Source organism: Flavobacterium sp. (assembly GCF_044341265.1).
In the GTDB taxonomy this organism is placed as follows: Bacteria; Bacteroidota; Bacteroidia; order Flavobacteriales; family Flavobacteriaceae; genus Flavobacterium.
In genome coordinates this window covers 114,768-128,389 of record NZ_JBIISA010000003.1, presented here as the reverse complement: position 1 = coordinate 128,389, position 13,622 = coordinate 114,768, and the positions used below count along the sequence as shown (strand labels likewise).

At 34.9% G+C, this 13,622-nt stretch carries 15 protein-coding genes; all 15 read left to right on the top strand.

Annotated elements, in window-relative coordinates; translation table 11 throughout:
* The first annotated feature begins 56 nt into the window (after positions 1 to 56).
* The 15 genes from hisG to trpA all read left to right on the top strand — a co-directional run bounded on the left by hisG (position 57) and on the right by trpA (position 13,588).
* Positions 57 to 914 carry an ATP phosphoribosyltransferase gene (gene hisG, locus ACIQ06_RS02405; protein ID WP_396143705.1) on the top strand — a complete coding sequence of 286 codons (858 nt, stop codon included), beginning with the start codon at positions 57 to 59 and terminating at the stop codon, positions 912 to 914.
* 15 nt (positions 915 to 929) lie between these two features.
* Positions 930 to 2,219: a histidinol dehydrogenase gene (gene hisD / locus ACIQ06_RS02400; RefSeq protein WP_396143703.1), complete on the top strand. Its 1,290-nt coding sequence runs from the start codon at positions 930 to 932 to the stop codon at positions 2,217 to 2,219.
* Positions 2,212 to 3,225 carry a histidinol-phosphate transaminase gene (gene hisC / locus ACIQ06_RS02395; RefSeq protein WP_396143701.1) on the top strand — a complete coding sequence of 338 codons (1,014 nt, stop codon included), beginning with the start codon at positions 2,212 to 2,214 and terminating at the stop codon, positions 3,223 to 3,225. Before hisD ends, hisC begins: the two co-directional genes overlap by 8 nt.
* On the top strand, positions 3,222 to 4,313 hold the full coding sequence (gene hisB, locus ACIQ06_RS02390; protein ID WP_396143699.1) for a bifunctional histidinol-phosphatase/imidazoleglycerol-phosphate dehydratase HisB: 1,092 nt from the start codon (positions 3,222 to 3,224) through the stop codon (positions 4,311 to 4,313). Before hisC ends, hisB begins: the two co-directional genes overlap by 4 nt.
* Complete coding sequence (hisH, locus tag ACIQ06_RS02385) at positions 4,310 to 4,888, top strand: imidazole glycerol phosphate synthase subunit HisH (RefSeq protein WP_396143697.1); 579 nt, start codon at positions 4,310 to 4,312, stop codon at positions 4,886 to 4,888. The genes hisB and hisH overlap by 4 nt, the downstream gene beginning before the upstream one ends.
* A 109-nt stretch (positions 4,889 to 4,997) precedes the next feature.
* Complete coding sequence (gene hisA, locus ACIQ06_RS02380; RefSeq protein ID WP_396143695.1) at positions 4,998 to 5,711, top strand: 1-(5-phosphoribosyl)-5-[(5-phosphoribosylamino)methylideneamino]imidazole-4-carboxamide isomerase; 714 nt, start codon at positions 4,998 to 5,000, stop codon at positions 5,709 to 5,711.
* Entirely contained in the window at positions 5,705 to 6,457 is a 753-nt protein-coding gene (gene hisF, locus ACIQ06_RS02375; protein ID WP_396143693.1) for an imidazole glycerol phosphate synthase subunit HisF, read from the top strand. The genes hisA and hisF overlap by 7 nt, the downstream gene beginning before the upstream one ends.
* Positions 6,454 to 7,044 (top strand): bifunctional phosphoribosyl-AMP cyclohydrolase/phosphoribosyl-ATP diphosphatase HisIE, encoded by a 591-nt coding sequence (gene hisIE / locus ACIQ06_RS02370; protein WP_396143691.1) that lies wholly within the window; start codon positions 6,454 to 6,456, stop codon positions 7,042 to 7,044. The genes hisF and hisIE overlap by 4 nt, the downstream gene beginning before the upstream one ends.
* 233 nt (positions 7,045 to 7,277) lie before the next feature.
* Positions 7,278 to 8,669: an anthranilate synthase component I family protein gene (locus tag ACIQ06_RS02365; protein WP_396143689.1), complete on the top strand. Its 1,392-nt coding sequence runs from the start codon at positions 7,278 to 7,280 to the stop codon at positions 8,667 to 8,669.
* A gap of 3 nt (positions 8,670 to 8,672) precedes the next feature.
* Positions 8,673 to 9,236 carry an anthranilate synthase component II gene (locus tag ACIQ06_RS02360; RefSeq protein ID WP_396143687.1) on the top strand — a complete coding sequence of 188 codons (564 nt, stop codon included), beginning with the start codon at positions 8,673 to 8,675 and terminating at the stop codon, positions 9,234 to 9,236.
* A 1-nt stretch (position 9,237) separates the two neighbouring features.
* Positions 9,238 to 10,230 carry an anthranilate phosphoribosyltransferase gene (gene trpD / locus ACIQ06_RS02355; protein WP_396143684.1) on the top strand — a complete coding sequence of 331 codons (993 nt, stop codon included), beginning with the start codon at positions 9,238 to 9,240 and terminating at the stop codon, positions 10,228 to 10,230.
* The gene (locus ACIQ06_RS02350) at positions 10,227 to 11,012 is read left to right on the top strand and encodes an indole-3-glycerol-phosphate synthase (protein WP_396143682.1); all 786 of its coding nucleotides are present in this window, start codon (positions 10,227 to 10,229) and stop codon (positions 11,010 to 11,012) included. Before trpD ends, ACIQ06_RS02350 begins: the two co-directional genes overlap by 4 nt.
* Positions 11,009 to 11,635, top strand: coding sequence for a phosphoribosylanthranilate isomerase (locus ACIQ06_RS02345; RefSeq protein ID WP_396143680.1), 627 nt, complete (start codon positions 11,009 to 11,011; stop codon positions 11,633 to 11,635). Before ACIQ06_RS02350 ends, ACIQ06_RS02345 begins: the two co-directional genes overlap by 4 nt.
* Positions 11,632 to 12,825 (top strand): tryptophan synthase subunit beta, encoded by a 1,194-nt coding sequence (gene trpB / locus ACIQ06_RS02340; RefSeq protein WP_396143678.1) that lies wholly within the window; start codon positions 11,632 to 11,634, stop codon positions 12,823 to 12,825. The genes ACIQ06_RS02345 and trpB overlap by 4 nt, the downstream gene beginning before the upstream one ends.
* Positions 12,815 to 13,588 (top strand): tryptophan synthase subunit alpha, encoded by a 774-nt coding sequence (trpA, locus tag ACIQ06_RS02335; RefSeq protein ID WP_396143676.1) that lies wholly within the window; start codon positions 12,815 to 12,817, stop codon positions 13,586 to 13,588. Before trpB ends, trpA begins: the two co-directional genes overlap by 11 nt.
* Positions 13,589 to 13,622: the final 34 nt, after the last annotated feature.

Below are 13,622 nucleotides of genomic sequence, written 5' to 3'. Positions count from 1 at the left end.
GGTTTTTTGTATTTATACACTTCGTGATATACTCAGATTTTATTTCAAATTAAAAAATGAGTACTTTAAAAATTGCGGTTCAAAAAAGTGGCCGACTGAGTGAAAAATCACTACAACTTCTAGAAGAATGTGGCATCAAAATTTCTAATGGCGAACGAAAACTGAAAGCTGTTGCCCAAAACTTTCCTATCGAAATTTTATTCTTACGCGATGACGATATTCCACAATATGTAGAACAAGGCGTTGCCGATATCGGAATTCTTGGTGAAAATGAAGTTTGGGAAAAAGACAAAGAAGTAAAAATAATTCAGCAATTAGGTTTTGCAGGTTGTAGAATGTCATTGGCAATTCCAAAAGATGAAGTTTACACCGATTTAAACTATTTCCAAGGCAAGCGAATTGCAACAAGTTATCCTAAAATTCTAACTGACTTTTTTACAAAAAACAACATTACCGTTTTCATAGAAGAAATTAGTGGAAGCGTTGAAATTGCCACTAGTATTGGTCTTGCGGATGCCGTTTTCGATATTGTAAGTACAGGAAGTACACTTTTAATGAACGGATTGAAAGAAGTGGCAACCGTTACCAAAAGTGAAGCCGTTTTAATTTCAAATCCAAATCTAACGCCAGAAAATCAAGCCATTTTAGATAAATTATTGTTCCGAATGCAAGCCGTTCGCGAAGGAAAACAGAATAAATATATTTTGTTGAACGCACCAAATTCAGCAATCGAACGTATTTGTTCGTTGTTACCCGGAATGAAATCACCAACTATTTTACCGCTAGTAAACAAAGATTGGAGCAGTTTGCACTCGGTTATAAAAGAAGACGATTATTGGGAAATTATTGAACAACTCAAAAATCTCGGCGCCGAAGGAATTTTAATTATTCCAATAGAAAAAATGATTCGATAATTCAACGTTACAATTATGAAAACTTACATAAATCCAAATGCAGAACAATGGAACGAATTGGCAAAACGCAAAACCGTTGCCACTGCCGATTTAAACGAAACCGTGAAAGCTGTTTTTAATGACATCCAAAAAAACGGAAGCAAAGCTGTAAAAAAATACACAAGTTATTTTGATGGCGTATCGATAGAAAATTTCGCAGTAACTCCATCAGAAATTGAAAATGCGGTTGCTCAAATTCCATCTGATTTAAAAAATGCCATTCAAGTTGCAGCCGATAATATTTCGAAATTTCACAGTTCTCAAAAAGAAATTCCGACTAAAATTGAAACCACTTCGGGAGTTTTTTGTTGGAGAGAAAGTCGTGCCATCGATACTATCGGAATTTACATTCCAGGCGGAACAGCTCCGCTTTTTTCAACAGTTTTGATGTTGGCAATTCCGGCAAAATTGGCAGGTTGCAAAAACATAATTTTGTGTTCGCCACCAGATAAAAACGGCAACATCAATCCAGCGATTTTGTATGCCGCACAACTGACAGGCGTAACGCAAATGTATAAAGTTGGAGGTATTCAAGCAATTGCAGCATTAACTTTTGGAACCGATGAAATTCCGAAAGTTTCTAAAATATTCGGACCTGGAAATCAATACGTAACTGCTGCAAAACAATATGCGCAACAATTAGGTTTAGCTATCGATATGCCTGCTGGACCAAGTGAATTATTAGTAATTGCCGATGCAAGTTGTGATCCAGAATTCGTGGCATCCGATTTGCTTTCGCAAGCGGAACATGGTGGTGATAGTCAAGTGATTTTGGCTACAAATTCAGAAGAAATTGTTTCAAAAGTGACATTGGCTATCGAAAATCAGAAAGCCATTTTACCAAGACAAGCAACGGTAGAAAAAGCATTAGAAAACAGTCGAGCTTTGATATTTCAAGACATTAAAACAGCCATTGAATTCAGTAATTTTTACGCTCCAGAACATTTGATTTTGGTTATTGAAGATGCTGAAAATAAAATCGAATTCATCGAAAATGCAGGTTCGATTTTCATCGGAAATTACAGTTGCGAAAGTGCTGGAGATTATGCTAGCGGAACGAATCACACTTTGCCAACCAATGGTTATGCTAAAAACTACAGTGGCGTTTCGTTAGACAGTTTTGTAAAGAAAATTACAATTCAAAAATTAACATCACAAGGTATTCAAAATCTTGGACCAACAATAGAAATTATGGCTGCTGCCGAACAATTAGACGCACACAAAAACGCCGTTTCCATCCGATTAAAAAAATTACAAAATGGATAATATCACTAATTTAATTCGAAAAAACATTCTCTCGCTTACGCCTTATTCGAGTGCGCGCGACGAGTACAAAAGCAATCAAGGCATCTTTTTGGACGCCAATGAAAATCCGTTTGGCAAATTAAATCGATATCCTGATCCGTACCAATGGCGCTTGAAGCAAATTTTAAGCAGTCAGAAAAAAGTCGGAATTGAAAACATCCTAATTGGTAACGGAAGTGATGAAATTATTGATTTGGTGCAACGTGTTTTTTGCGAACCGAACGAAGATAAAATCATCATTTGTCCACCAACCTATGGCATGTATGAAGTGTTTGCGAACATCAATAATTTAAATATAATTTCAATTCCATTAACCGAAGATTTTCAATTAAATGCCGAATCGATTTTAGCACAAAATGCCAAAATTTTATACTTGTGTTCGCCTAACAATCCGACAGGAAATTCATTGGAAAATCTAGAATACATCATTGAAAATTTCAAAGGAATTGTGTTTTTGGACGAAGCGTATATTGACTTTAGTGAGCAACCTTCTTTGGTTTCCAAAATCAAACAATTTCCGAATTTAATTGTATCACAAACCTTCAGTAAAGCACGAGGTTTGGCAGCTGTTCGCGTTGGAATTGCCTATGCAAATGAAACCATAATTTCAGTAATGAATAAAGTCAAACCGCCGTATAATGTGAGTCAATTGAATCAAGAAGCAGCAGTGCAATCATTAGCTAGCGATGACGAATTTAAATCGAATGTACAACTGATAAAATCGGAACGTGAGTTACTCAAACAATCACTTTTAGCATTGGATTTTGTTACTAAAATTTATCCTTCAGATGCTAATTTTTTATTGGTCGAAATGGAAAATGCAACCGCCATTTACAACAGTTTAATCGAACAACAAATTATTACACGCAACCGAAGTTCGGTCGTTGAAAACACCATTCGAATTACCATTGGAACACCACGAGAAAACCAACAATTAGTCTACGCATTACAATTAGTTACATCATGAAAAAAGTTTTATTTATAGATAGAGACGGAACGTTAATCATCGAACCGCCAATCGATTTTCAAGTCGATAGTTTGGAAAAATTGGAGTTTTATCCTCAAGTTTTTCAATATTTATCACGCATTGCAAAAGAACTCGATTATGAGTTGGTCATGGTAACCAATCAGGACGGAATGGGAACCAATTCGTTTCCAGAAAACACGTTTTGGCCAGCACAAAATAAAATGATGAAAGCGTTTGAAAACGAAGGAATTCAATTTTCGGATGTTATTATTGACGTTTCGTTTCCAGAGCAAAATTTGCCAACAAGAAAACCTGGAACAGCTTTATTGCAACAGTTCATCAAAGGTAACTACGATTTAAAAAACTCGTTCGTAATTGGTGATCGAGTAACAGATATTCAACTAGCAGAAAATTTAGGAAGTCAGGCGATTTTTATTTCTGCTACAGCAAATGAACGAGCTACTTTATCGACGACTTCTTGGGAAAATATTTATCAATTTTTAAAGGAACAACCACGTGTAGCTCAATTAATTAGAAAAACTAAAGAAACCGAAATTGCAGTAGAAATCAATTTAGATGGAAGCGGAAAAAGCAACATCAGCACCGGTTTAGGATTTTTTGATCACATGTTAGACCAAATTGCCAAACATGGAAACATCGATTTGAACATCAATGTAAAAGGCGATTTATATGTTGACGAACACCACACAATCGAAGATGTCGGAATTGCTTTGGGCGATGTTTTTGCACAAGCTTTGGGTTCTAAAAAAGGCATTACTCGTTACGGTTTTTTACTTCCGATGGACGATTGTTTGTCGCAAGTTGCCTTAGATTTTGGAGGACGTTCATGGTTAGTTTGGGATGCCAAATTCAGCAGAGAAAAAATCGGAGAAATGCCAACCGAAATGTTTTCGCACTTTTTCAAATCGTTTTGTGATGGTGCCAAATGCAATTTGAACATCAAAAGTGAAGGCGAAAACGAACACCACAAAATAGAATCCATTTTTAAAGCATTTGCAAAAGCAATAAAAATGGCAGTACAAAAAGACGGTACAAACGGCATACCAAGCACAAAAGGAATCCTATGATAGCAATAGTAAAATATAACGCTGGCAACATTACTTCGGTTAAAAATGCGGTCGAACGATTGGGTTATTCTTGCATCGTAACCGATGATGAAACGATTTTAAAACAAGCTGAAAAAGTAATTTTTCCTGGTGTTGGTGAAGCAAGTTCGGCGATGAATTATCTCAAAGAAAAAGGTTTGGATGAAGTCATAAAAAACCTCACACAACCTGTTTTGGGAATATGCCTTGGACAACAATTAATGTGTCAATTTTCGGAAGAAGGAAATACAGAATGTTTAGGAATTTTTGAAGCGACAGTAAAGAAATTTGAACCCAAATTAAAAGTGCCACACATGGGTTGGAATAACATTTCAAAGTTAAATTGTGAACTTTATAACGGAATTTCTGCCGATGAAAATTTCTATTTTGTACACAGTTTTTATGCCGAAATAAGTGAAGAAACCACGGCCGTTTGCGATTATATCGTTCCGTTTAGCGCATCGATGCAAAAGGATAATTTCTATGCGACACAATTTCATCCTGAAAAATCATCGAATGTAGGCGAACGATTATTATTAAACTTTTTGAAATTATAAATACGCAAAAAATGTTAACCATTAAGATATTAAGTTGCATTAAGATTTATACTTAATTTTCTTAATTCACTTAATGGTTTAAAAAAAAAAAATAAATGGTAAACAAATTATGAGAATCATTCCAGCAATAGACATCATCAACGGAAAATGCGTCCGTTTGACCAAAGGCGATTATGCCACGCAAAAAATATATAACGAAAATCCGTTGGAAGTCGCCAAATATTTTGAAGACAACGGAATCCAATATTTGCATTTAGTGGATTTGGATGGAGCAAAATCCAACCAAATTGTCAATCACAAAGTATTATATCAAATTGCTACAAAAACCAATTTGAAAATCGATTTTGGTGGTGGATTGAAACAGCGAAATGATTTAGAAATCGCTTTTGAAAATGGAGCCAACCAAATTACTGGTGGAAGTATTGCGGCGAAAAATCCAACTGAATTTTTAGAATGGTTGACTGAATTTGGAAGCGACAAAATCATTTTGGGTGCCGATTGTTTGAACCGAAAAATTGCAACTCATGGTTGGTTAGAAACTTCAGAATTGGATGTTGTAGATTACATTTCTGATTACGTTTCCAAAGGAATTTCGACTGTAATTTGTACCGATATTTCAAAAGACGGAATGCTGCAAGGAACTTCTAATGAATTGTATTCTAATATTTTAGAAAAAACAAAAGTCAACTTAATTGCAAGTGGTGGAGTCACAACGATTTCCGATTTAGAACTTTTAAAAACCATCGGATGCGAAGGTGCCATCATTGGAAAAGCATTGTATGAAGGCACAATAAAAATCGAAAACTTACGCGAATTATGTTAAAGAAAAGGATCATTCCGTGTTTGGATATTAAAGACGGACGCGTAGTTAAAGGCGTTCAATTTCTAGAACTAAAAGATGCTGGAAATCCAGTGGAATTGGCTTCATTCTATTCTAAAAATGGAGCAGACGAATTGGTGTTTTTAGACATCAGCGCGACATTGGAAAAGCGAAAAACATTAGCCGAAATGGTAACGCAATTGTCAAAAGAAATCAACATTCCGTTTACGGTTGGTGGCGGAATTCAATCGGTTGATGATGCGCGATTATTATTGCAATCTGGCGCTGATAAAGTGAGTATCAATTCGGCAGCCGTTTTGAATCCAGAATTGATTACGCAAATTTCTGATGCTTTTGGAAGTCAGAGTTTGGTGGTTGCGATTGACATCAAAAAGATTGAAAATGATTGGTACGTTTTCATAAAAGGCGGAACAGAATCCACAGGAATTTTAGCCATCGATTGGGCGAAAAAAGTGGAAGAATTAGGCGCTGGAGAATTACTAATAACTTCAATGAATAACGATGGTTCCAAAGATGGATTTGCATTAGAAATTACAAATGAAATTAGTAAAGTGGTTTCTATTCCGGTTATCGCTTCTGGTGGCGCAGGAAATTCGCAGCATTTTATAGATTTATTCACCAAAACTGAAGTCAGCGCCGGATTAGCAGCAAGTATTTTCCACTTTAATGAAGTGCCGATTTCCGAATTAAAAAACGTTTTAAAAACTCAAAATATTGCCATCAGATGAATGTAGATTTCTCAAAAAACAACGGATTAATTCCAGTAATTATCCAAAATAATGAAACGCAACAGGTTTTAATGTTGGGTTATATGAACGAAGAAGCTTTGCAAAAAACACAAAATGAAAATGTGGTAACGTTCTTTAGTAGAAGTAAAAATAGACTTTGGACGAAAGGTGAAACTTCTGGAAATTTTCTAAAAGTAGTTTCCATAAAAGAAGATTGCGATCAAGATGCATTGCTAATTCAAGTAATTCCAAACGGACCAACTTGCCACAACGGAACTACTTCTTGTTTTGCTAATGAACCACAAATCTCTTTTCTTAACGAATTGGAAAACGTTATTGAAAACCGCATTGCAAACCCAAGTTCAGAATCATATGTTGCGTCGCTTTTTCAAAAAGGAATCAACAAAATAGCTCAAAAAGTCGGTGAAGAAGCTGTCGAATTAGTAATTGAAGCCAAAGACGATAATCAAGATTTGTTTATTGGTGAAGCAGCCGATTTGTTATTTCATTATTTGATTTTGCTTCAAGCTAAAAATTTGAAATTAAATGATATCGAACAAGAATTAATGCGTAGAATGAAGAAATAATACCGTGCAACAAATGTTAAAATTTAAAAAATAATGTAATTGCAACAAAATAATTCAATAAGTTTGTACCCATTATGATGAATAAGATACAAAATACAAATTGGTGGCACATGACTAACTCCGTTTTTGGAATTGGTTGGTAACTGCTATTTGTACTTTTCTACAATATTGTTAAACCCACTTTTCCAAGTGGGTTTTTTTTATGTCTAATTTTTCTCAAAAAATCAATTATCATGTTATATAATTTTCAAACCAAAGTAATCAAAACCCTGAGCGACACGCATACGCCAGTTGGTTTGTATTTAAAACTTCGCGATCAGTTTTCCAATAGTTTTCTCTTGGAAAGCTCAGATTATAAAAGCAAAGAAAACAGCTATTCTTACATTTGTTTGGATCCAATTGCATCCTTTATTGCTGATGCAAATCAAACCACAATCACTTTTCCTGATAAAAAAACTGTTGTAAAAACAACTTCAGAAATTGAAATTGCAACCGAATTAAATCAGTTTTCAAAATCATTTTCGGTATCCGATTTAAACCTTGGATTTGAAACGTTGGGATTGTTTGGTTACACAAGTTATGATGCAATTCCGTTGTTTGAAGACATTACTTTTACCAACAGCGATTTCGATTTGCCTTTAATTCAATACCATTTATTTCGATATACGATTGTCTTCAATCACTTCAACAACGAACTATTTTTGTTAGAACATTTGCAAGAAAATGAAGTTTCTAATTTGGATAAAATTCAGGAAATCATCAACAATCGTTCGGTGACGCAATTCAAATTTTCACTTCAAAATGAAGAAGAATCTAATTTCACCAACGATGATTTTTTAGAAGCAATTAAAAAAGGTCAAGAACATTGTTTTGTTGGCGATGTGTTTCAAATTGTACTTTCTAGAAAATATAAACAAGCTTTTAAAGGAGACGAATTCAATGTTTACAGAGCATTGCGTTCTATCAATCCGTCACCGTATTTATTTTATTTTGATTACGGAAATTTCAAATTATTTGGTTCTTCACCCGAAGCACAACTGACTATAAACGACCAAAAAGCCATCATCAATCCGATTGCTGGAACGTTCAAACGAACTGGCGACGATGCGCAAGATGTACTTTTAGCCGAAGCACTTTTGGCCGATCCAAAGGAAAATGCCGAGCATATTATGTTAGTCGATTTGGCAAGAAACGACCTGAGTAAATCCAGTAAAAAAGTGGTAGTTGAAAGTTTTAAAAAGATCGAATATTACTCGCACGTCATTCATATGGTTTCTAAAGTTAGTGCCGAATTACAACCTGAATACAATCCGATACAAATTTTAGGCGACACTTATCCTGCCGGAACTTTATCGGGTGCGCCAAAACACAAAGCGATGCAATTAATTGACCAATACGAACCACAATCACGCGGATTTTACGGCGGAACCGTCGGCATAATCGGACTCAATGGCGGATTTAATCACGCTATTTTTATTCGTTCGTTCGTCAGCAGAAATAACCAATTAACGTACCAAGCAGGTTGCGGAATCGTAACAAAATCAAATGTTAACAGCGAATTGAATGAAGTAGAAACTAAACTTTCGGCACTTCGAAAAGCGATTCAACTAGCTCAAAATATATAAGTTATGAAAGTATTAGTAGTAGATAATTACGATTCGTTTGTGTACAATATTGTGCATTTACTATATGAAATCGGTGTTGCAGAAATTGATGTCGTAAAAAACGATCAACTCGATTTTTCGTATATCAATCAGTACGATAAAATTGTGCTTTCGCCTGGACCTGGAATTCCAAAAAATGCTGGAATGATGCCGCAATTATTATCGGAATTTGCTTCCACAAAAAGCATACTCGGAATTTGTTTAGGTCATCAAGCCATTGCCGAACATTTTGGCACCGATTTAATCAATTTATCAGAACCACTTCATGGAGTTGCTTCAGAAATTGAAATTCTAAAAGAGGATTATTTATTTGAAAATCTTCCGAAACATTTTAAGATTGGACATTATCATTCTTGGGTAGTTTCTGAAGAAATTTCAGATGATTTAGAAATTCTTGCCAAAGACGAATTGGGAAATATCATGGCAATAAAACACAAAAAACACGATGTTCGCGGATTGCAATTTCATCCTGAATCAATTCTCACAGAAAACGGAAAAACGATACTTACTAATTGGATAAATAATTAAAATGAAAACAATATTAGAACCTTTATTCAAACATAAAACCCTAACGAAAGACGAAGCCAATCAAGTGCTCACCGACATCGCTTTAGGGAAATACAACCCAAGTCAGATTGCTTCTTTTTTGACCGTTTTTATCATGCGAAATATTACTCTCGAAGAACTTTTAGGTTTCAGAGAAGCATTGTTGAATTTGTGTCACAAAATAGATTTGTCAGCTTACAATCCGATGGATGTATGTGGAACTGGCGGCGATGGAAAAAACACGTTTAACATTTCAACACTAACTTCTTTTGTAGTTGCTGGTGCAGGAATTCCGGTTGCGAAACATGGAAATTATGGCGTTTCTTCAATTTCGGGTTCGTCAAATGTTTTAGAAACTTTGGGTGTTGTTTTTCAAACCGATGAAAGAATTCTGAAACAACAAATTGAAGAAACCAACATTTGTTTTTTGCACGCTCCATTGTTTCATCCAGCCATGAAAGCCGTTGGTCCGATTCGTAAGGAATTAGGAATCAAAACTTTCTTCAATATGCTTGGACCATTAGTGAATCCGGCGTTTCCAAAAGTACAAATGACAGGCGTTTTTAGTTTAGAATTAGCGCGAATGTACCAGTATTTGTTGCAAGAAGAAAACAGTCAATACACCGTAATTTATGGTTTGGATGGTTTTGACGAAGTAACGCTGACCGACAAAACCAAGTTGATTACTAATACAGGCGAACGTTTCATAGAAGCCAAAGATTTTGGTTTGAAAAACGTTGTTTTTTCTGAATTGTATGGTGGCGAAACTTTGGAAGAAGCAGCAGCAATTTTTACTACAATTATTGACGGAAAAGGAACTGAATCACAGAATAATGTGGTTTTGATAAACGCTGCTTTGGCGATTCAAACGTATCATACAAATCTAAATTTTGAAGAAGCATTTGATCAAGCAAAAGAATCACTTTTCGGATTGAAAGCAAAGAATTCGTTTAACCGATTAAAAGAAATTCAATGAACATTTTAGATACCATAAAAGCACAAAAATTAAAAGAAGTAGCCAATTTAAAAGCGCAATTTTCTATTTCATTTTTAGAAGAGCAACCGTTGTTTAATTCGGCAACACATTCTTTGAGAAAAGCTATTGAAAGTTCGGTAACTGGCGGAATTATTGCTGAATTCAAACGAAAATCTCCGGCTAAAGGAAATATAAATTTGGATGCCAATGTGGTTGAAGTTACTCAAGGTTATGCTAACGTAGCAGTTTCTGGATTATCGGTTTTGACTGATGTAGATTTTTTTGGAGCGAGAACTAACGATTTTGAATTGGCTCGAAAAAACAACACAATTCCGATGTTGCGAAAGGATTTTATGGTCGATGAATATCAAATCATTCAATCGAAAGCGATGGGCGCGGATGTGATTTTGTTGATTGCTAAAATTTTGACCAAAAAACAAATGCAATCTTATACCAATTTAGCTCACGAATTAGGAATGGAAGTATTTCTAGAAACCCAAAATGAAGTCGAAATTTTGGAAAACATGGATTTGAATTTTGATTTAATCGGAATCAACAATCGCAATCTAAATTCGTTTGAAGTTTCCGTTGAAAACAGCATAAAATTGGCGCAATTGTTACCTAAATCGAGTATTAAAATTGCTGAAAGTGGAATCAATTCTTTAGAAACCATTCAACTTTTGCAAGCCAATGGATTTAATGGATTTTTGATGGGAGAATATTTTATGAAAGAGGAAAATCCAGCAGAAAAATGTAAAAATTTAATTCAACAATTACTATGAAAATAAAGATTTGCGGAATGAAATTTCCGAAAAACATACTTGAAGTCGGCGCCTTGCAACCCGATTATATGGGATTTATTTTTTATCCAAAATCGAAGCGTTATGTTGGTGAAGATTTTTCATCTAAATCGATAGAAAAATTACCTGAAAATATAAAAAAGGTTGCTGTTTTTGTAAATGAAGAGGTTAACCGTATTATAGAAATTCAAAAGCAATTTTCGTTTGATTTTGTTCAATTACACGGAAATGAATCGGTTGCTGATTGTGAAGTTTTAAAAGAAAATAATATCAATGTGATTAAAGTATTTTCGGTAGATCCTTATTTCAATTTTAATGAAGTGGTGGCTTATGAAAAAGTATGCGATTACTTTTTATTTGATACTAAAACGCCTAAATATGGTGGAAGTGGAAAAACATTTGATTGGGAATTATTAGAAAATTATACTTTATCCAAACCATTTATTTTAAGTGGCGGATTAAGCATTCATACTATCGGTAAGCTTAAATTTAATAAGTATCCGATGTTAGCTGGATTGGATTTCAATAGCAGATTAGAAGATTCAAATACTAAAAAAATTACTGAAGAAGTTAGTGAATTAATAGAAAAAATAAGAAGACGATGAAAACGACTTTACAACCTGATGAAAACGGATTTTATGGCGAATTTGGCGGTGCATTTGTACCCGAAATGTTGTATCCAAACGTATTGGAATTGCAACAAAATTATTTACAAATCATAGCAACAGAAGACTTTCAAAAAGAGTTCAAATTGCTGCTGAAAGATTATGTTGGTCGACCAACACCATTGTATTTTTCTAAGAATTTATCGGAACAATTCCAAGCGCAAATTTATCTGAAGAGAGAAGATTTGAATCACACTGGCGCACATAAAATTAACAATGCGATCGGACAAGTTTTATTGGCAAAACGGCTCAACAAAAAACGAATTATTGCCGAAACTGGCGCAGGTCAACACGGCGTTGCAACAGCTACTGCTTGTGCGTTATTAGGATTGGATTGTACCATTTACATGGGTGAAATTGACATTGAACGACAAAAACCAAATGTAGAACGCATGCGATTATTGGGAGCCAAAATTCAGCCTGCAACTAGTGGAAGTAAAACCTTGAAAGACGCTACAAATGAAGCTATCAGAGCTTGGATAAATGATCCAGTTGGAACACATTATATTATTGGTTCGGTTGTTGGTCCGCATCCTTATCCCGATTTGGTGGCGCAATTTCAATCGGTGATTAGTGAAGAAATCAAGCTGCAATTGAAAGAAAAAACAGGCGATGAAAACCCCAATTATGTGGTGGCTTGCCTTGGCGGCGGAAGCAATGCCATCGGTGCTTTCTATCATTTTATTGACAATGGAAAAACACAATTAATTGCTGTGGAAGCTGGAGGTTTAGGAGTTCATTCTGGAAAAACTGCAGCAACAATTGCCTTGGGTAAAAAAGGAATCATTCACGGAAGTAAAACCTATTTGATTCAAACCGATGATGGACAAATTGTTGAACCACATTCAATTTCGGCAGGTTTGGATTATCCCGGAATTGGTCCGATTCACTCGTATTTGCATGACACTAATAAAGCAGAAGTAGTTTCAATTACCGATGAAGAAGCTATGCAAGCGGCTTATGATTTGTCTCGAATAGAAGGTATCATTCCAGCCATTGAATCGGCACATGCTTTGGCTTATTTACATAAAATGAAATTGAAAACTACCGATGTTGTGGTCGTGAATTTATCAGGAAGAGGCGACAAAGATTTGGCAACATTACAAAATTACAGAACAGATGAAAAATAGAATCCAATCCTTATTCGAAACTAAAAAAGAGAACATTTTGTCGTTGTATTTTACGGCAGGATTTCCAAATTTGAACGATACGCTAACCATTTTAAAACATTTAGATGAAAGCGATGTTGATATGATTGAGATTGGATTTCCGTATTCTGATCCTTTAGCCGATGGACCAGTTATTCAAGAAAGCAGTGGTCAAGCGATTGAAAACGGAATGACTTTAAATCTTTTATTCGAACAATTGCAATCGCATCGAAATATCACTCAAAAGCCAATTGTTTTGATGGGTTATTTGAATGTAGTGTTGCAATTTGGTGAAAAAGAATTCATAGAAAAATGCGCACAAGTTGGTGTTGACGGAATTATCATTCCTGATATGCCATTGCATTATTATATTTCAAATTTTAAAGAATTGTGTGAAATAAATCAAGTTTCAAATGTGTTGTTGATAACGCCTGAAACTTCGGAAGAACGCATTAAGCAATTGGACAGTTATTCGTCTGGATTTATTTATTTGGTTTCTTCTAATAGCATTACAGGAAGTACCAATGCGATTACTTTTCAAACGGATTATTACAAACGCATACAAAGTATGAAATTACAAAATCCGCATTTAATTGGTTTTGGCGTTCATGATAAAAAGACTTTTGAAACAGTTTGCGAATTTGGTTCGGGAGCAATTATTGGAAGTGCTTTTATTAAGCATTTAAAAGAGAAAGGAACAAGTAGAGAATCGATTGTTGCTTTTGTTGACTCGATAAGAAAATAGTATAAATAAGAAATCCAGTTTATTTATTTAAACT

Coding starts and splice junctions, on each gene's coding strand:
- ACIQ06_RS02345 (WP_396143680.1), top strand. CDS start 11,009: ATGAAAATAAAGATTTGCGGAATGAAATTTCCGAAAAACATACTTGAA.
- hisH (WP_396143697.1), top strand. CDS start 4,310: ATGATAGCAATAGTAAAATATAACGCTGGCAACATTACTTCGGTTAAA.
- hisD (WP_396143703.1), top strand. CDS start 930: ATGAAAACTTACATAAATCCAAATGCAGAACAATGGAACGAATTGGCA.
- hisF (WP_396143693.1), top strand. CDS start 5,705: ATGTTAAAGAAAAGGATCATTCCGTGTTTGGATATTAAAGACGGACGC.
- hisG (WP_396143705.1), top strand. CDS start 57: ATGAGTACTTTAAAAATTGCGGTTCAAAAAAGTGGCCGACTGAGTGAA.
- trpA (WP_396143676.1), top strand. CDS start 12,815: ATGAAAAATAGAATCCAATCCTTATTCGAAACTAAAAAAGAGAACATT.
- ACIQ06_RS02360 (WP_396143687.1), top strand. CDS start 8,673: ATGAAAGTATTAGTAGTAGATAATTACGATTCGTTTGTGTACAATATT.
- hisA (WP_396143695.1), top strand. CDS start 4,998: ATGAGAATCATTCCAGCAATAGACATCATCAACGGAAAATGCGTCCGT.
- ACIQ06_RS02365 (WP_396143689.1), top strand. CDS start 7,278: ATGTTATATAATTTTCAAACCAAAGTAATCAAAACCCTGAGCGACACG.
- trpD (WP_396143684.1), top strand. CDS start 9,238: ATGAAAACAATATTAGAACCTTTATTCAAACATAAAACCCTAACGAAA.
- trpB (WP_396143678.1), top strand. CDS start 11,632: ATGAAAACGACTTTACAACCTGATGAAAACGGATTTTATGGCGAATTT.
- hisC (WP_396143701.1), top strand. CDS start 2,212: ATGGATAATATCACTAATTTAATTCGAAAAAACATTCTCTCGCTTACG.
- hisIE (WP_396143691.1), top strand. CDS start 6,454: ATGAATGTAGATTTCTCAAAAAACAACGGATTAATTCCAGTAATTATC.
- hisB (WP_396143699.1), top strand. CDS start 3,222: ATGAAAAAAGTTTTATTTATAGATAGAGACGGAACGTTAATCATCGAA.
- ACIQ06_RS02350 (WP_396143682.1), top strand. CDS start 10,227: ATGAACATTTTAGATACCATAAAAGCACAAAAATTAAAAGAAGTAGCC.